General features: G+C 51.4%; 15 protein-coding genes and 1 riboswitch. Of the genes, 3 read left to right on the top strand and 12 right to left on the bottom strand.

Going from position 1 to position 18741, the window contains the following annotated elements; translation table 11 throughout:
* Positions 1 to 292: 292 nt before the first annotated feature.
* Both murI and btuB read right to left on the bottom strand, forming a co-directional pair.
* Positions 293 to 1150, bottom strand: coding sequence for a glutamate racemase (gene murI / locus RGV86_RS11610; RefSeq protein WP_085461430.1), 858 nt, complete (start codon positions 1148 to 1150; stop codon positions 293 to 295).
* Complete coding sequence (gene btuB / locus RGV86_RS11615; protein WP_000591347.1) at positions 1095 to 2939, bottom strand: TonB-dependent vitamin B12 receptor BtuB; 1845 nt, start codon at positions 2937 to 2939, stop codon at positions 1095 to 1097. The genes murI and btuB overlap by 56 nt, the downstream gene beginning before the upstream one ends.
* A gap of 65 nt (positions 2940 to 3004) precedes the next feature.
* Positions 3005 to 3195, bottom strand: a riboswitch (cobalamin riboswitch).
* 113 nt (positions 3196 to 3308) lie between these two features.
* On the opposite strand from btuB, the gene trmA reads away from it, so the two are divergent.
* On the top strand, positions 3309 to 4409 hold the full coding sequence (gene trmA / locus RGV86_RS11620; protein ID WP_085461431.1) for a tRNA (uridine(54)-C5)-methyltransferase TrmA: 1101 nt from the start codon (positions 3309 to 3311) through the stop codon (positions 4407 to 4409).
* 39 nt (positions 4410 to 4448) lie between these two features.
* Here the strand turns inward: trmA and RGV86_RS11625 are convergent, their stop codons facing one another.
* The 4 genes from RGV86_RS11625 to RGV86_RS11640 form a co-directional block, all read right to left on the bottom strand.
* Positions 4449 to 4808: a YijD family membrane protein gene (locus RGV86_RS11625; RefSeq protein WP_000806411.1), complete on the bottom strand. Its 360-nt coding sequence runs from the start codon at positions 4806 to 4808 to the stop codon at positions 4449 to 4451.
* Positions 4808 to 5458 carry an HTH-type transcriptional repressor FabR gene (gene fabR / locus RGV86_RS11630; RefSeq protein WP_123007655.1) on the bottom strand — a complete coding sequence of 217 codons (651 nt, stop codon included), beginning with the start codon at positions 5456 to 5458 and terminating at the stop codon, positions 4808 to 4810. Before fabR ends, RGV86_RS11625 begins: the two co-directional genes overlap by 1 nt.
* Before the next feature lie 103 nt (positions 5459 to 5561).
* Positions 5562 to 6878, bottom strand: coding sequence for a citrate-proton symporter (locus RGV86_RS11635; RefSeq protein WP_000125449.1), 1317 nt, complete (start codon positions 6876 to 6878; stop codon positions 5562 to 5564).
* A gap of 42 nt (positions 6879 to 6920) precedes the next feature.
* On the bottom strand, positions 6921 to 8087 hold the full coding sequence (locus RGV86_RS11640) for a M20 aminoacylase family protein (protein WP_000569581.1): 1167 nt from the start codon (positions 8085 to 8087) through the stop codon (positions 6921 to 6923).
* A gap of 329 nt (positions 8088 to 8416) precedes the next feature.
* On the opposite strand from RGV86_RS11640, the gene sthA reads away from it, so the two are divergent.
* Positions 8417 to 9817 (top strand): Si-specific NAD(P)(+) transhydrogenase, encoded by a 1401-nt coding sequence (gene sthA / locus RGV86_RS11645; protein ID WP_001120821.1) that lies wholly within the window; start codon positions 8417 to 8419, stop codon positions 9815 to 9817.
* On the opposite strand, the gene oxyR is transcribed toward sthA, so the two are convergent.
* From oxyR to argC, 6 genes are all read right to left on the bottom strand, one after another.
* Positions 9800 to 10717: a DNA-binding transcriptional regulator OxyR gene (gene oxyR / locus RGV86_RS11650; RefSeq protein ID WP_001025936.1), complete on the bottom strand. Its 918-nt coding sequence runs from the start codon at positions 10715 to 10717 to the stop codon at positions 9800 to 9802. The two genes, sthA and oxyR, sit on opposite strands and share 18 nt — an antisense overlap.
* A 251-nt stretch (positions 10718 to 10968) precedes the next feature.
* Entirely contained in the window at positions 10969 to 12252 is a 1284-nt protein-coding gene (locus RGV86_RS11655; protein WP_085461433.1) for an MFS transporter, read from the bottom strand.
* Positions 12253 to 12318: 66 nt separating this feature from the next.
* Positions 12319 to 13533 carry a D-mannonate dehydratase ManD gene (gene manD, locus RGV86_RS11660; protein WP_309508373.1) on the bottom strand — a complete coding sequence of 405 codons (1215 nt, stop codon included), beginning with the start codon at positions 13531 to 13533 and terminating at the stop codon, positions 12319 to 12321.
* Positions 13534 to 14025: 492 nt separating this feature from the next.
* Positions 14026 to 15399 carry an argininosuccinate lyase gene (gene argH, locus RGV86_RS11665; protein ID WP_001230092.1) on the bottom strand — a complete coding sequence of 458 codons (1374 nt, stop codon included), beginning with the start codon at positions 15397 to 15399 and terminating at the stop codon, positions 14026 to 14028.
* A gap of 60 nt (positions 15400 to 15459) precedes the next feature.
* The gene (argB, locus tag RGV86_RS11670; RefSeq protein ID WP_077629745.1) at positions 15460 to 16236 is read right to left on the bottom strand and encodes an acetylglutamate kinase; all 777 of its coding nucleotides are present in this window, start codon (positions 16234 to 16236) and stop codon (positions 15460 to 15462) included.
* 7 nt (positions 16237 to 16243) lie between these two features.
* Positions 16244 to 17248: an N-acetyl-gamma-glutamyl-phosphate reductase gene (gene argC, locus RGV86_RS11675; protein WP_085461435.1), complete on the bottom strand. Its 1005-nt coding sequence runs from the start codon at positions 17246 to 17248 to the stop codon at positions 16244 to 16246.
* Positions 17249 to 17401: 153 nt separating this feature from the next.
* On the opposite strand from argC, the gene argE reads away from it, so the two are divergent.
* The gene (argE, locus tag RGV86_RS11680; protein WP_085461436.1) at positions 17402 to 18553 is read left to right on the top strand and encodes an acetylornithine deacetylase; all 1152 of its coding nucleotides are present in this window, start codon (positions 17402 to 17404) and stop codon (positions 18551 to 18553) included.
* The last annotated feature ends 188 nt before the right edge of the window (positions 18554 to 18741 follow it).

Raw genomic sequence — 18741 nt, forward strand, 5'->3', positions numbered from 1 at the left:
TGCGACGTTAAGAATCCGTATCTTCGAGTGCCCACACAGATTGTCTGATAAATTGTTAAAGAGCAGTGCCGCTTCGCTTTTTCTCAGCGGCGCGGGGTGTGCATAATACACTTTCCCGCTACAGAGTCAAGCATTTTTTGCTTTTCTCTGTTGAGATTCTCAGGAGAACCCCGCTGACCCGGCGGCGTGTTTGCCGTTGTTCCGTGTCAGTGGTGGCGCATTATAGGGAGTTATTCTGAGCTGACAAGAGGAAATTTAAAATAATTTTCCGAATGCGCAACATTCAACCAAATCAGCCTGAAACTGCCAGTTTTTCGAGCGTTTTGAAACCGTAACGCTGTAAAACGGGCAATAATTGTTCTGCTTCCGGCGTCATTGCCATACAAAAGGCAACATTCGCATCGGCAGATTTTGCATCCGGGGCTTCATGTTCTAACAACCAGGCCGTTCGGCGGGCAATTGCTGCGCCAGAATCTACCAGCCGTGTTCCCTCTGGTAGCACCTGTAACAGTTCTTCTCGTAATAGAGGGAAATGAGTACACCCCAGAACAACAGTATCTGGTGGCTCTTTCATTCTTAACCACGGACGCAAGATACGCTTTAGCGCATCCAGAGAAACTTCGTCGCCATGCAGTTTCGCTTCAGCCAGCTCAACCATCTCTGCCGATCCGAGCATTTCTATCTGACATTCATTGGCGAAACGCGCAATCAGTTCATGGGTATAAGAACGTTTAACTGTTCCGCGAGTTGCCAGCAATCCAACAATGCCATTAGCGGTCAGACGCGCTGCGGGTTTAATCGCCGGCACGACGCCGACAACCGGGAAAGCGAACTTTTCGCGCAAAGCAGGAAGCGAAACGGTGCTGGCGGTGTTGCAGGCCACCACAGCCAGCGCAAGGGGATAATGCTCTTGCACCGCAGTGACAATTTCCACCACTCGCTCAACAATAAACGCTTCGCTTTTTTCGCCATACGGGAAAGCGACATTATCGAAAGCATAAATGTAATGGAGATCCGGTAAGAGACGCCGGATCTCGTCATAGACCGACAGCCCACCGACGCCGGAGTCAAACACCAGCACGGTGGGACGTGGTTCAGAAGGTGTAGCTGCCAGACAAGGTGTATTCCCGTCCTGCAGTTTGGTAGCCATAGACTGTCTCGTAATCTTTGTCGAACAAGTTGGCTATTTTACCACGAACAGTCAGATGAGAGGTGACCGGATACGCAACCGCAAGATCCCACAAGCTCACACCGCCCATTTTAACGGTTTGATAAGGATAAGATGAGTAATCCTTATCATAGCGAGTGCCTAAATACTGATAAGTAATACCCCAGTCGAAGTCATACAGTTGCCAGTCGAGCTGATATTTCACCTGCTGTTTAGCGCGACGTAGCAACGGCGTGTCGGTAATCGCGTTACGCGCATCGACATAATCATAACTCACCGTATGCGTCAGCGGTCCGGTATCAAAATTGGCGGTCGCCTCGACGCCCTTAATCCGCGCTTTCCCTTCGTTGTAGTATTTGAGGGTGTGATCATCGTAATCGATCAAGTCACTAACATCGTTACGGTATCCGGAAATACGCCAGTTCACTCCAGCAGTTAAGCCTTCAAACGCCCCTTCCCACTGTTTGCTTTTCTCAGGGTTCAGATCCGGATTACCGTAGAAGCCATAGAGTTGCCCAAGATTAGGTGCCTTGTACGACGTACCATAAGAAGCGATAAACCGATAACCTTCGATGAATTCCCAACCGACGCTGGTTTGCCAGGTTCCATGACGACCAAACTGTGAGTTATCGTCGCTGCGTGCTGCGCCTTCAAAGGTAAAATCGCCGACTTGTTGCAGCCCGGTCAGATAGATGCCGGTATTACGTTGATCATATCCATCCTCAACATAACCTGTACCCGGCGTCGTAGTCTGTTTCTGCCAGTCGACACCCGCACCAATACTACCGTGACCAACGATGACATTGTTTGCCCACTGAACGGTGTATTGCTTCATCTCATCAAGCGTTGCGGACGAATCATAACGACCATAATGGGGATCGTAGTTGTAATCTTTGCTATGGCTATAGCTGGTAATGAGTTGTGATTTAATCAGTTCGCCGTTATAGCGCAGCCCGGCATCCCAACTTTGGCTATAGAGTTTGCGAGTATCGAGCAGCGGCGAGCCGGGAGAATAATACGCGTCATAATTGGTACGGTTATCATAGCCATAGCCGCGCACAAAGCCGCTCCAGGCATCAGTAAAGTTATGCTCCAGCGCGCCATAAAGCGTTTTACTTAAGAAACCATCGTTATCTGGCTGCGCTTGCGTTCCGGTATTGCCATAAGCGACAACATCATAACCATGAGTATGGGCATAATCGCCCAACAACGTTACTCGTGTCTTATCCCCCAGTTGTTGCTGCGTAGAGACATCATAGTTCTGATAACTATGGCTTCCCCACCCTGCTGAAATTTCCGTTCCGGGTTCATCGCGCGTCGTGATGATATTCACCACCCCGCCTATTGCATCGGAACCATATACGGCGGAACGCGGCCCACGGATATATTCAACACGCTGGACAAGCGCAATAGGGAACTGACTAAGGTCAGCAGAACCACTCACCCCCGCCAGATTCAGGCGCACACCATCAATTAACACCAACACATGACTGGCATTTGTACCGCGAATAAAAATAGATGAGAGCTGACCTGAACCGCCGTTTTGGGTGATATCCACACCAGGGAGACGGCGCAGCACATCATTGACCGAGGTCGACTGCCAGCGGTCGATATCCTGACGCGTCACAACGGTGGTTGGTGCAAGCACAGTGCTGCGCGGCTGTTCAAAACGGTTAGCAGTAACGACGAGAGTATCCGGGCTGGTATCCTGTGCCCAAGCGGAAAAGGCTGTGACGGAACACGCCGTCAGCAGCGAAGCTTTTTTAATCATTGTAAAGCATCCACAATAGAAGAAGGATGCCGCAGGTTTCACCAATATTACGCGATGATGAGAACCAGATGCGACGTTAGCCGGCAGGTCTTCGGGCTTGGAGGGGTATCTGAGGATACAAAGAGATGATGACTTCCCACCGGATGGCAGTGTCCGCATTACGCAATCATCGCACCTTTCCTTACCGCTGCGCGTCAGCTCCAGATTCGCACTGGATTCCCTATTAACTCACAGGACCGGCGAGTGGATGCTACAGGTTGTAACAAGTTGCTGTCCAGACGTAGCTCACAAATAGGAATCTATCAAGATCTGGACATCTGATGAGCAATCCCTACAATCGCCGCGTACATTTCATTTTCAGGATACATCATGACCCCCGAACACCTTCCAACAGAACAGTATGAAGCGCAGTTAGCCGAAAAAGTGGTACGTTTGCAAAGTATGATGGCGCCGTTTTCTGACCTGGTTCCGGAAGTGTTTCGCTCGCCGGTCAGTCATTACCGGATGCGTGCAGAGTTCCGCATCTGGCACGATGGCGATGACCTGTATCACATCATTTTCGATCAACAAACCAAAAGCCGCATCCGCGTGGATAGCTTCCCCGCCGCCAGTGAACTTATCAACCAGTTGATGGGCGCGATGATTGCGGGTGTGCGCAATAATCCCGTTCTGCGCCACAAGTTGTTCCAGATTGATTACCTCACCACGCTGAGCAATCAGGCGGTGGTTTCCCTGCTGTACCATAAAAAGCTGGATGACGAGTGGCGCCAGCAGGCAGAAGCCCTGCGCGATGCACTGCGAGCGCAGAATCTGAATGTGCATCTGATTGGTCGGGCAACGAAAACCAAAATCGAGTTGGATCAAGATTACATCGACGAACGTCTGCCGGTTGCAGGGAAAGAGATGATCTACCGTCAGGTGGAGAACAGCTTCACTCAGCCGAACGCGGCGATGAATATTCAGATGCTGGAATGGGCGCTGGATGTAACCAAAGGTTCAAAAGGTGATTTACTGGAGCTGTACTGCGGCAACGGTAATTTTTCATTAGCTCTGGCGCGCAATTTTGATCGAGTATTAGCTACCGAAATCGCTAAGCCATCGGTCGCTGCCGCGCAATACAATATTGCTGCTAACCATATTGATAACGTACAAATTATTCGTATGGCGGCGGAAGAGTTTACCCAAGCGATGAATGGTGTGCGCGAGTTTAACCGCCTGCAAGGGATCGATTTAAAGAGTTATCAGTGCGAAACCATTTTTGTCGATCCGCCGCGCAGCGGTCTGGACAGTGAAACCGAGAAAATGGTGCAGGCGTATCCGCGTATTTTGTACATCTCCTGCAACCCGGAAACGTTATGCAAGAATCTGGAAACATTAAACCAGACGCACAAAGTTGAACGTCTGGCTCTGTTTGATCAGTTCCCCTACACGCACCATATGGAGTGCGGCGTGTTACTGACGGCGAAGTAAAACCCATGCCGGATGCGCCAGCATCCGGCATGTTACTGATTACTCAGCAACTTCCTGCTTACGGTTACGCATCTTCGCGCCAATCCAGAACACCATAATGACGGACAGCACTGCCGGGAAGAAGTTAGAACCGATATCCGGATATTCCGCACGAACCACCGTGCTGTACAGCAGAACGCCGAGAATAAAACAGGCGGCAGCCAGCCCCGGCAAGCCTACCGGCATGGTGCGATTAAGATAACGTTGATGCAGGCAGTAAACCGTCAGCACCAGGGAAATAATCGGGAATACAGAAAATGGCACAATGGAACTAAACAGCGCCGCAAAAGTACCATTGATCGATAAGCCAGCAACCAACGCCAGCAGCAGCGTACCTCTATCTTGATTTGCTTGTTTCATTACTCGTCCTTCACATTTCCCGGAATAGTTGCGGTTTTCTCTTGTTCACGGCGATACCAGTAATAAGCCCCTTTCGAAATCATTCGCAGTTGCAGTACCAGTCGCTCTTCTAATTGCCGACGTTGTTCAACGCCAACATCCAACGCCTCGGCACCCGCACTGAAGACAATCGTCACCATTGCTTCGGCTTGCGCTTCAGTAAACGCACGAGGCATGTGGTTTTCGAGTTCCAGATAGTCCGCAAGTTCCGCAATGAAGTGCTGAATTTCACGCGCAACGGCGGCACGAAACGCAGCGGAAGTGCCGGAGCGTTCCCGCAATAATAACCGGAAGGCGTTCGGATTATTACCGATGAACTCCATAAATGTGGAGACCGAGGTACGGATCACACTCCCGCCTTTGGCAATACGCTGACGCGCCTGGCGCATGAGTTGGCGCAGCATCAAACCGCTCTCATCAACCATGGTCAGACCAAGTTCGTCTACGTCGCGGAAATGCCGGTAAAAAGAGGTGGGAGCAATGCCCGCTTCTCGCGCCACTTCACGCAAACTCAGGCTGGCGAAGCTGCGTTCAGCACTTAATTGGCTAAATGCGGCTTCCACCAGCGAACGGCGGGTTTTTTCTTTTTGTTGCGCTCTTACGCCCATCACAATGTCTGAATCCTTGCCAAAAGTACTGCTGGCACTATACCAGAGAATGAACATACTGGATTGCTCCAGTGTTGTGAATGAACGGTAACGCAATAAAACACATTTACTGCAGCTCTTTGGCTGGTTCTTTCACAAACAACAACGCCAGCATCGACAGCAACGTGCCGCCGCCCAGATACCACGCCGGAGCCGTCAGACTCTCCAGTAACACGATAGATTGCGTGGCGAAATATTGTGCAAAACCACCAAAAATTGCCACACCAATGCTATAAACCAGCGCGAAGCCCAATGCCCGGATCCGTTTCGGCAATAGTTCGGAAATCAACAACATTACCGGCACACCGCCAAGCGTAGTAAAGCTGACCATCACGAAAACCACCGTCAGCAACATGCCAGGGCTTGGGTAATTCACCAACAGCCAGAACGAAGGCCAGCTACAGAGAAGCACCATCACACGGGAGATTAAAATCAGCTTTTTACGCCCGACCGAATCACACAGCATCCCCACCAGCAGCGCCCCCACAAAAGTAATAACGCCAGCCAGTAACATCGCTGCATGAGAATAATGTTGAGGCATCGCCAGATACTTCGCCGCCCAGGTGCCGTAGTAAAAGAGGGAGATATAGGTTGCTACCGTACTGCCAATCGCGAGTAAAACACCGTTAGCGAGAGTCGCTTTATGTTGCAAAAGCAGGGAAAACGTACTTTCGCTGGCAGCAGCACTCTTCTTATTCGCCACTTCAGGCGCATCATTTTCCAGACTCAGGCGCAGCCAGCAACCGATGGGTGCTAACAGCACACCAATAAAAAACGGCACTCGCCAGCCCCATTCCGCCATTACGGTCTCTGAACCTGTGGCAAACGGCAGCCATGCACTCAACCCTAAAGCGACGATGCCACCAAAGGTCGTTGCCAGCCCCTGGGTCGCCAGCGACCAACTGCTGTAAAAGCCGCGACGATTTGCCGGCGCAGACTCAACCAGCAAAGACATTGAGGCGCCGACTTCACCACCTGCCGCAACGCCCTGGATCAGACGCGCCAGCACCAGCGTTGCCGTTCCCCAATAGCCCGCCGTCGCATAGGTCGGCGCGATGCCGATCATCAGTGTACCAAGGCTCATCAGGGCAATGGTGAACACCATCGCGGGTTTGCGTCCGAAACGATCGGCCCAGGCGCCAACGATAATCCCACCGAGCGGGCGCATAAAAAAACTCACGCCAAACGTTGCAAATGCCAGTAACAGCGCGACGTTATGATCGGCACTGGGAGGAAAGAAAAGTGTACTGATATAGACCACAAAAAAGTTGTAAACGCCAAAATCAAAAAATTCGAGCGCATTGCCAAACGCCGAGGCAAAAATCACCCGCTTACCGCTGGGCTTTTTCTTTACGCCCACCGATTCATTTACGATCGCCGTCATTCCATATTCCTTGCCAGAAAGTGTTGTTGTGTGTTGTTTTATTTATTGCAACCAGGCTTCTACCAGCGCGCCCCAGTAGCTACTTGCCGGCACCAGACTTGCATCGTTGAAGTCGTACCCGGGGTTATGCACCATGCAGGAACCTTCCCCGACATCACCATTACCGAACAACAGGAAAGCGCCTTTTGGCTGGGCCTCCAGCATGAAAGAGAAGTCTTCACTGCCCATCAGAGGCTTGATGCCAAACTCCGCCCTGTCTTCACCAAACGTTTCGCAGGCCACCTGGCAGGCAAATCTCGCCATCGCCTCATCATTCACTAATACCGGAGTGCCGTTAACATGCGTCACATCAGCCGTAGCGCCAAAGCTGACGGCCTGGGCTTGTGCCAGAGCAGGAATACGGGTCAGAAGAAGTTGCCGGGTTTCACGGCTAAGCGAGCGGACGCTGATTTTCATCTCGGCACTATCTGGAATGACGTTAGCGGCCTCACCCGCAACAATGCTGCCGACGGTAATGACCGCCGCTTCCAGCGGATCGACATTGCGCGACACAATACTTTGTAATGCGGTGGTGATATGTGCCGCGACCAGCACCGGGTCGATGGCTTTGTGGGGAATCGCACCATGTCCACCACAGCCACGAACCGTAATGTGGAACTGATCCATTGACGCCATCAGCGCCCCTGGCTGAAAGTAAAACTTGCCAACCGGCAGACCCGGCATATTGTGCATACCGAAAATCACATCGCAGGGGAAACGGTCAAAAAGACCTTCTTTAACCATAATCTCACCGCCGTTGATCATCTCTTCAGCTGGCTGGAAGATGAGACGCAACGTGCCGTTAAAGCGGCGGGTTTCGGCAAGATAGCGCGCGGCACCCAGCAATATTGTGGTATGCCCGTCATGCCCACAGGCGTGCATCAAACCAGGTTGTTTGCTGGACCAGGGTTTGCCGCTATTTTCATAAATCGGTAACGCATCCATATCCGCCCGCAAACCAATACTTTTCTCTCCGTCGCCCACTTTTAAGGTGGCAACCACGCCGGTCGTCGCCAGCCCTTGCTCTACCTCATAGCCCCACTGGCGCAGCTTTTCTGCTACCAACGCACTGGTTTGAAACTCCTGTAACCCCAGCTCCGGGTTTTCATGGATCTGATGGCGAATCTCGCGCAGTTCTTCCTCAAACCCACGAATATAGTGTTCGATCATCTGCTATTCCCTTATTTATAGATAAACAGGCTAATTGACGGATTTTATTGATGGTATAAATACAAATACCCCATCAATATAAAATATTTATATATTTGTTTTATAAGAAAATTTCACAAAGACAATAACAAAAAAGCACACTTCATCAAGATAAAACTGCCAGTCACAAGAAAAAGCGATTAATAGTGAATAAATAAAATAAGAAGGAGGAAGACAAAGCAAAGGCCGCTCACGATATAGCCAGATAAATGACGGGGATCAATTGGCTTACCCGCGATAAAATGTTACCATTCTGTTGCTTTTATGTATAAGAACAGGTAAGCCCTACCATGCCACATTCCTACGATTACGATGCCATAGTAATAGGTTCCGGCCCCGGCGGCGAAGGCGCTGCAATGGGTCTGGTTAAGCAAGGTGCGCGCGTCGCAGTTATCGAGCGTTATCAAAATGTTGGCGGCGGTTGCACCCACTGGGGCACCATCCCGTCGAAAGCTCTCCGTCACGCCGTCAGCCGCATTATAGAATTCAATCAAAACCCACTTTACAGCGACCATTCGCGACTGCTCCGCTCTTCTTTTGCCGATATCCTTAACCATGCCGATAATGTGATTAATCAACAAACACGTATGCGTCAGGGATTTTACGAACGTAATCACTGCGAAATATTGCAGGGGAACGCTCGCTTTGTTGACGAGCACACGCTGGCGCTTGATTGCCCGGACGGCACGGTCGAAACGCTGACCGCAGAAAAATTTGTTATTGCCTGCGGCTCTCGTCCATATCATCCGGCGGACGTTGATTTTACCCATCCGCGCATTTACGACAGCGACTCAATTCTTAGCATGCATCACGAACCACGCCACGTGCTTATCTACGGTGCCGGAGTGATCGGCTGCGAATACGCATCGATCTTCCGTGGAATGGATGTGAAAGTGGATCTGATCAACACCCGCGATCGTTTGTTGGCGTTTCTTGATCAAGAGATGTCAGATTCTCTCTCGTACCACTTCTGGAACAGCGGTGTGGTAATTCGTCACAACGAAGAATACGAGAAGATTGAAGGTTGTGACGACGGTGTAATCATGCACCTGAAATCAGGCAAGAAACTAAAAGCCGACTGCCTGCTCTATGCCAACGGCCGCACCGGTAATACCGATTCGCTGGCGCTGCATAATATTGGTCTGGAAACTGACAGTCGTGGCCAGCTTAAGGTCAATAGCATGTATCAAACCGCACAGCCGCATGTTTATGCCGTGGGCGACGTGATTGGTTATCCGAGCCTAGCGTCGGCGGCCTATGACCAGGGGCGCATCGCCGCACAGGCGCTGGTGAAAGGTGAAGCCACCGCGCATCTGATTGAAGATATCCCTACCGGCATCTACACCATCCCGGAAATCAGCTCAGTCGGTAAAACCGAACAGCAACTGACCGCGATGAAAGTGCCGTATGAAGTGGGTCGCGCCCAGTTCAAACATCTGGCGCGAGCGCAAATCGTTGGCATGAACGTGGGTACGCTGAAAATCTTATTCCATCGGGAAACAAAAGAGATTCTTGGGATTCATTGCTTTGGCGAGCGCGCTGCCGAAATTATTCATATCGGGCAGGCGATTATGGAACAGAAAGGTGGCGGCAACACCATTGAGTACTTCGTTAACACCACCTTTAACTACCCGACCATGGCGGAAGCCTATCGGGTAGCGGCACTAAACGGCTTAAACCGCCTGTTTTAACGCTTTATCGAAATGGCCATCCATTCGTGCGCGGATGGCCTCTGCCAGTTGTTCATAACGACTACGCAGCGGTGAGCCAGGACGATATACCAGGCCAATAGTGCGGCGTGGTTCCGGCTTAATGCACGGCAGATAAACAACGCCATCGCGTTTGCGCTCTGGCGGTACAGCCAGCGCAGGCAGTAAAGTGATCCCGCTACCTGCCGCCACCATGTTGCGCAGCGTCTCCAGACTGGTGGCGCGGAAATGTGTATCTTCATCCGCCCCGGCTTCAAAGCAGAAGCCCATCGCCTGATCGCGCAGACAGTGACCATCTTCCAGCATCAGCAGTTTTTCCCCTGCCAGATCGGCCATCGGTACGCATTCGCGGTTCGCCCACGGATGATCTTCGTAGATAGCCAGCAACATTGGTTCGTCAAACAACGGCACTTCAATGAATGCTTCGCTTTCTTTCACCAGCGCGAGGATCACGCAGTCGAGCTTGCCACTGTCCAGTTGCGCCAGTAACTGGTGGGTCTGCGCTTCATGCAGATACATTTCCAGCTTTGGAAAGGTCTGGTGCAGCATCGGGATAATATGCGGTAGCAGGTAAGGCCCGACCGTGGGAATCAAACCAATGTGCAGCGGCCCGGACATGGTCTCGCCCTGCTGGCTTGCCATCTCTTTAAGGACTTTCACCTCACGCAGCACGGTACGCGCCTGATCCACCAGCAGCATTCCCGCCTGGGTGAATAACACTTTACGGCTGGTTCGCTCCAGCAGCATCACGCCCAGCTCATCTTCCAGCTTACGAATTTGCCCGCTAAGCGTCGGCTGGCTAACGTGGCAGGAATCTGCCGCACGCCGAAAATGGCGGTGTTCGGCTAGTGCCACCAGGTACTCAAGATCACGAATATTCATTATCCATCCTCCATCGCCACGATAGTTCATGGCGATAGGTAGCATAGCAACGAACGATTATCCCTATCAAGCATTCTGACTGATAATTGCTCACAGAAACGGAGCGGCACCTCTTTAACCCTTGAAGTCACTGCCCGTTTCGAGAGTTTCTCAACTCGAATAACTAAAGCCAACGTGAACTTTTGCGGATCTCCAGGATCCGCTTTTTTTTATTTCTTCCGACCCTCCAGCGGAGGGCCAGGCTGCAATACTTACTCAATGCGATCTTTGACGATAAAGAAGTAACACAGCGCACCAGTGAAGGTCACACAGGCCGCGATAACCAGCGCCAGATTAAACGAGTGCGTGGTATCCACCACCCAGCCGGTTACGATCGGAGCAAAGGAAGCAAAGACAAAACTACCAAAGTTTTGAATCCCGGCGATGGAAGCCACTTTTGTTTCTGACACCATCACCTGAACCAGTCCCCATGCAGATGTTCCCGCAAAATGCACGCAGAACAGCGCCATTGAGATAAACGCCACCGCTTGCGCAGGCGAGGAAGATTGCACGACCAGCAACGTTCCTAATGCCGACATCATCAAACCGCAGACAATAGCCGTTTTACGCGTCTTCGCCAGGTCGTAGCCTTTTTTCGCCAGTCGATCGACAACAATACCGTTAACCCACATCCCGACCGCCGCCGCGAGGAAAGGAATCGCCGCCACCCAGCCCGTTTTCGCCAGACTGAAACCTTGCTCGGCCTGCAAATAACCGGGTAACCACGCGATGTAGAGCCAACCGGTATAGTTAACCCCAGAGAAACCTAAAATCATCCCCCAGGTTGTCCGGTGCTTAAACAGCGCCAGCCACTCGCTAAATTGCAGCTGTGGACGCGGTTTAACCGGCGCAGAGAGATACGTCCGTTCTTCGTCGGTCAGGACAAACTGCGCCCGGTTGCGATACCACACGTACCAGCAAATCCCAACCAGAATCCCCGCTACGCCGATGATAACGAACATCGCCCGCCAGCCCCATGCCAACTGCATCAATACAAGAGCAGGAGGCGCGATGGCCTGACCGATAACGGTAGATGAGTTAAAAATTCCCAGCGCCGTGCCGCGTTCTTTTTGTGCATACCAGTCGGTAATAGATTTCACCCCCGCTGGCATAAATGGCGCTTCGCCAATACCCAGACCAATACGCATTAAAATAAAGTGGCTAAAAGAATTAACCATTCCTGTTAATGCCTGCATTAATGACCAGAATATCAAACCTGCGCCTAATACTATTCGTGGACCAAAACGATCTAACAAAATACCGGAAGGAAGTTGTGAAAAACCATAAGACAGAGAAAATGCAGAAAGCAAAACACCAAACTCTGTCGCCGATAATCCTAACTCGCCACGAATCGCTTCGCCTGCCACACTCAGTGACGAACGGTCGAGGAAATTAACGATCCCCGCCATAAATAATAAAACCAGCGTCACTGTCTGAATACGACGAATCCGTTGCGATTTATTACCCGCAACACTGGTTGACACATCAACGTCCATTTTTAGCTCCTTGAGCGGAATTAATCGATTTGATGACTATTCAGAAAATAATTAAACGAACCGTTATTACCAGTTCCACAATGTGCCATCTTCCAGTCGTGCGACGGGGAGATACGCCGGGTCATACGGATATTTCGCCGCCAGTTTCTCATCGAAAGAAATACCCAGCCCCGGTTCATCGCCCGGATGCATATACCCCTCCTCGAAGCGCCTGCTATGCGGGAAGACTTCCAGCATTTGTTCGGAATAGCCCATGTACTCCTGAACTCCGAAGTTTGGCACCCAGAGGTCAAAATGCAGCGCCGCCGCATGGCAAATGGGCGATAAATCAGAAGGACCGTGCGAACCGGTACGTACCTGATAAAGTGATGCAAAATCGGCAATCCGCCGCATCCCGGTAATGCCGCCTGCATGGGTTATCGTGGTGCGAATATAGTCAATTAACTGCTCTTCGATTAACTGCTTGCAATCCCAGATACTGTTAAACACTTCTCCGACCGCAATTGGCGTCACGGTATGCTGGCGAATCAAACGGAAACATTCCTGATTCTCGGCAGGCGTTGGATCTTCCATCCAGAACAGGCGGTAATCTTCAATGCTCTTTCCAAAGCGCGCCGCTTCGATGGGGGTCAGGCGATGGTGCATGTCATGCAACAGATGTTCGTTAAAACCGAACTTATTGCGCACCGCCTCAAATAACTTCGGCGTAAAGTCGAGATACTTTTCTGAAGACCACAACTGCTCTTCCGGCCACTGGCCTTTGGTTGCCGGTTCATACGCAAGCCCTTTGCCCTTCGCCAGGCCATAGGTGGTTTGCATCCCAGGCACACCGCACTGCACACGAATCGCCTTAAAGCCCATCTGCTGGTGCTTTGCATAATCCTCAAGAACTTCATCAATCGTGCGCCCGGTGGTATGGCAATAAACCATCACGCCCTCACGAGAAGCACCGCCAAGCAGTTGATACAGCGGCATATTGGCTGCTTTAGCTTTGATATCCCACAACGCCATATCAATGGCAGAAATGGCCGACATCGTGACGGGACCACGCCGCCAGTAAGCGCCTTTATAAAAGAATTGCCAGATATCTTCGATACGGCTGGCATCGCGGCCGATTAATTGTGGGCAAAGATGATCTTTCAGATAAGAAGCGACCGACAATTCGCGGCCATTTAACGTGGCATCTCCTAATCCACAAAGTCCGCTTTCAGTGGTTATTTTAAGCGTAACGAAATTACGCCCGGGGCAAGTAACAAAAACGTCCGCAGCAATAATTTTCATTATTGCAATCTCCAGTGTTGTAAATAGACGCTTCAAACTTAATTACGCACCTACTACCATACAAGAGAGAAAGAGTGATTATTCAACCGTGATCACATTAAAAACAAAAATTTCCGGCGGAGAACAAAAATATCCTCAAATTTGACCTACACTATTAATCATCATCGTTAAAACAACGCGTTAAATAATCACATAATAAACACCATCAATCTTAAAAATAAACACAACAATAGAAATTAATTATATTCAATTAATTAAACTGTGTATCGCCTGGTGTATTTAAAAATGATTTTTATAGGGAGAGTAAAGCAAGAATAAAAAGGCATGTGACAAATAATGGTTCTGGTTGGGCGTTAAATTTAAGGTCAACAGAATACTGCCTGATGCGACGCTGTCGCGTCTTATCATGCCTACAAGTACAACACTACGTAGACATGATAAACAAAGCACATCAGGCAAACTCCCCATTCTCAGGGGAGCAAAATAACAAGGTTACCCCAAACGCGCCCTTGCAAAAGCAATCGCCTGCGCCACCTGTTGCGGTGAGACACCGCCTTTTGCCGCACGCTTGTCGAGGCACGATTGCAGCGACAGAATCGGATAGACATCTTCGCCAATCACCTGGCTGAATTTCTGCAACTCGGTCAGCGGCAGATCTTCCAGCGGTTTACCCTGACGAATGGCTTCCACCACCGCTTCACCCACGATATGGTGCGCCTCGCGGAACGGTACGCCCTTCGCCACCAGATAATCCGCCAGTTCAGTAGCATTCGCATAACCCTGCTGCGCTGCTTCCTGGCAACGTGGGCGTTTCACCTGAATGCCGTCCAGCACCAGCGCCGCCATATGCAGGCAGTCCAGCCAGGTATCGAGCGCGTCGAACAAACCTTCTTTGTCTTCCTGCATATCTTTGTTGTAAGCCAGCGGCAAACCTTTCAGCGTCATCATCATGCCGGTTAACGCGCCCTGCACTCGACCGCATTTACCGCGAATCAGCTCCAGCGCATCCGGGTTTTTCTTCTGCGGCATTAATGATGAACCGGAAGTCACGCGGTCAGAAAGCTCCACAAACCCCGCTTCGCCGGTGTTAAAGAAAATCAGATCTTCGGCAAAACGCGACAGATGCACCATGCCGATAGCGGCAGCAGAAAGCAGTTCCAGCACGTGGTCGCGGTCAGAAACGCTGTCGAGACTGTTACGGGTCGCCGAAGCAAAGCCCAGCCAGCCTGCTAACTGTTCACGGTCGATTTCATAGGCTGTTCCCGCCAGCGCGCCACAGCCTAGCGGGCTGACATCCAGACGCTTAAGCGCATCCTGCAAACGGCTTTCATCGCGCGCCAGCATCTCAACATACGCCAGACACCAGTGAGCGAACGTCACCGGCTGGGCGCGTTGCAGGTGAGTGTAACCTGGCATTACCGCGTCCTGATTGTTTTGTGCGGTTTCCACCAGCGCCGATTGCAGCTGCCGGTTAGCCGTCAGCAACTCGCTAACGGTATCTTTGCACCACAGTTTCAGGTCAGTCGCTACCTGATCATTACGGCTACGCCCGGTGTGCAGTTTTTTGCCTAACTGACCCACTTTGTCGATCAGTTTGCCTTCCACCCAGCTATGGATATCTTCGGCGTCGCTTTCAAGGATTTGTTGTGGCCTGGCGCGAACATCTTCCAGCAGCACGTTCAGCGCCTCTTCCAGTTGCGCCTGTTCTTCTGCGGTCAGCACACCGACCGTTACCAGGGCTTTGGACCAGGCCACAGAGCCAACAATATCCTGCTCCGCCAGACGGTAATCAAAACGCAGTGAGTCGTTGAATTGTTTGAACCGTTGATCTGCTGCCTGGGTAAAACGCCCGCCCCAAAGTGCCATAACTCTGTTTCCTTATTTTGAAATTCAATGCCGGAAAGCTGCGCCTCCGGCTAACAAAACTTAAGCTAAAATCCGCGTACCCATCGGCATACCGTTAAACAGTGCCGGAAGTTGTTCCGCATGACGCCAGGAGGCGATATCTACCGGACGGCCCAGCGTGCGCGCAGCATCCAGCGCCGCGTTCACTTTCACTATCATGCCGTCAGTAATAATGCCCTGCTCAATCAGTTGTTCTGCTTTCGCGGCGGTCATTTCGGCAATGCGTTGCCCTTTGCCGTCGAGAATGCCACTGACGTCGGAGAGCAAAATCAGATCCGCGCCCAGCGTTGCCGCCAGCGCCGTTGCCGCCTGGTCGGCATTGACGTTCATCAGTTGTCCTTCGTTCGTTACGCCAATGGAGCTGACCACCGGCAGATAACCGTTTTCCAGCAACGTATTGATAAGCTTAGGCGAACCTGGCTGCGCCAGTCCAACATGGCCTAACTCTTCATCAAGCTGGGTCACTTTGACGCTGTCGCCGTCACCGAGAAACAAACCTACGGCCGCAATCTGATGTTTCTTCGCCCATGCCAGCAGGGTTTTATTTGCCGTTCCCGCCAGTGCTCCGGTGATAATGTCTATCTGATCCGCAGGCGTTACCCGCAGGCCATTTTTCTTTTTCACCGGCAGATTCAGCCCTTTCATCAGCTCATCCACCACGCAGCCGCCGCCGTGGACAATCACCAGCGGACGCTGATGTGACTCACGATAATTCACCAGTGCGCTAAACAGACGTTCCAGCGCCTCTTCACTATCCAGCAGTACGCCACCCAGTTTGATAATTAATGGATTCATCATTGCACCCTTAAATAAGAGACTGCGTTTCCGCATAACCGAAACGAATATTGGCGCACTGTACCGCTTGTGCCGCCGCACCTTTCAATAAATTGTCTTCAGTCGCCACAATAATCAGATGCTCGCCCTGAACGGCAAACCCGATATCACAGAACGGCAGCCCGACGACATTTTTCAGTGCCGGAACGCCTTTGTCATATAGCCGTACCAGCGGTTTATGCGCATACGCCCGCTGTAACGCTTGCGCGACTTGCGCCTGGGTCACACCCGGTTTCAGGCGGCAGGTAATGGTTTCGAGAATGCCGCGCGGGAAATTGCCCAGATGCGGGGTGAAGATAACGTCAGCACCGAGATGCGTGGCGATCTCCGGCTGATGGCGATGGGTAAAGACACCATACGGTTGCAGGCTAACTTCACAAAAGCTGTTTGAAATCGCTGCCTTACGTCCCGCTCCGCTCACACCGCTGGTGGCGTTAATCACCGGCCACTGACTGAGGTCGAGAAGATCGGCATCAATCAACGGTTTCAGCGCCAGTTGTGCCGCCGTCGGATAACATCCCGGCACCGCAATTAAGTTCGCTTCTTTTAATTTATTGCCGCACCACTCCGCCAGACCATAAGCGGCCTGTTCCAGCAGTTCCGGGTATTGATGGGTAAAGCCGTAATATTTTTCATAGAAGGCAGCGTCGTTAACACGAAACGCGCCGGAAAGGTCAAACACCACGCAGCCCGCTTCAAGAAATTGCGGTGCTAAATCGTGGCTAACGTCATGGGCAGTAGCGAGAAACACCACGTCCACCCCTGGGCTAAACTCGCTGATATCCGACATCGGCTGCAACGGCAGATCAACGATGCCTTTTAGCTGCGGATGCAAATCGGAGATTAACTTTCCCGCATCATTGCTTTGCGCTGAAACAGTCAAAGCGGTTATGTTCATATGCGGATGGCGATTTACATAGGTCACTAGCTCTGCGCCAGCGTAGCCGCTGGCACCCACAATCAGCGTATTCAACATCGGGGCTATTCACCTTCTTATGTCTGGTTGCCAGGTTAAACGTAAAACATTCACCTTACGGCTGGTGGGTTTTATTACGCTCAACGTTAGTGTATTTTTATTCACAATTACTGCATGAATATTGATACTATCATGACCAGAGGTGTGTCAACAATGAAAAACAAATTACCGCCATTTATCGAGATTTACCGTGCTCTGATTGCCACACCTTCAATAAGCGCCACGGAAGAGGCACTCGATCAAAGCAATGCAGATTTAATCACTCTGCTGGCGGGCTGGTTTAAAGATTTAGGCTTCAATGTGGAAGTGCAGCCTGTGCCAGGAACTCGCAACAAATTTAATATGCTGGCCAGTTGCGGACAGGGTGCTGGCGGCTTGCTGCTGGCGGGTCATACCGATACGGTGCCGTTTGATGACGGTCGCTGGACGCGCGATCCGTTTACGCTGACGGAGCATGACGGCAAGCTTTACGGCTTAGGCACCGCCGACATGAAAGGCTTCTTTGCGTTTATCCTCGATGCGCTACGCGACGTCGACGTCACGAAGCTGGCAAAACCGCTCTACATTCTGGCGACTGCCGATGAAGAAACCAGTATGGCCGGAGCGCGTTATTTTGCCGAAACTACCGCCCTGCGCCCGGATTGCGCCATCATTGGCGAACCGACGTCGCTACAACCGGTACGCGCGCATAAAGGCCACATCTCCAATGCCATTCGCATTCTGGGTCAGTCGGGGCATTCCAGCGATCCGTCGCGCGGAGTTAACGCTATCGAACTGATGCACGACGCCATCGGTCATATTTTACAATTGCGCGATAACCTGAAAGAGCGTTATCACTACGAAGCGTTTACCGTGCCATATCCCACGCTCAACCTTGGGCATATTCACGGTGGTGACGCCTCTAACCGTATTTGCGCTTGCTGCGAGTTGCATATGGATATTCGTCCGTTGCCTGGCATGACGCTCAATGAACTTAATGGTTTGCTCAACGATGCATTGGCTCCGGTGAGCGAACGCTGGCCGGGTCGTCTGACGGTCGACGAGCTGCATCCGCCGATCCCTGGCTATGAATGCCCGCCAAATCATCAACTGGTTGAAGTGGTTGAGAAATTGCTCGGAGCAAAGACCGAAGTGGTGAACTACTGTACCGAAGCGCCGTTTATTCAGACGTTATGCCCGACGCTAGTGTTGGGTCCAGGCTCAATTAATCAGGCTCATCAGCCTGATGAATATCTGGAGACGCGGTTTATTAAACCCACCCGCGAACTGATCACCCAGGTCATTCACCATTTCTGCTGGCATTAAAACGTAGGCAGGATAAGGCGCTCGCGACGCATCCGAGACTGTTACCAAACTCCAGCGCCGCAATAATGTCGGATGCGATGCTTGCGCATCTTATCCGACCTACAGTGACTCAAACGGTGCCCAACCGTAGGCCGGATAAGGCGCTTGCGCCGCATCCGAGACTGTTACCAAACTCCAGTGCCGCAATA

Source organism: Escherichia ruysiae, assembly GCF_031323975.1.
In the GTDB taxonomy this organism is placed as follows: domain Bacteria; phylum Pseudomonadota; class Gammaproteobacteria; order Enterobacterales; family Enterobacteriaceae; genus Escherichia; species Escherichia ruysiae.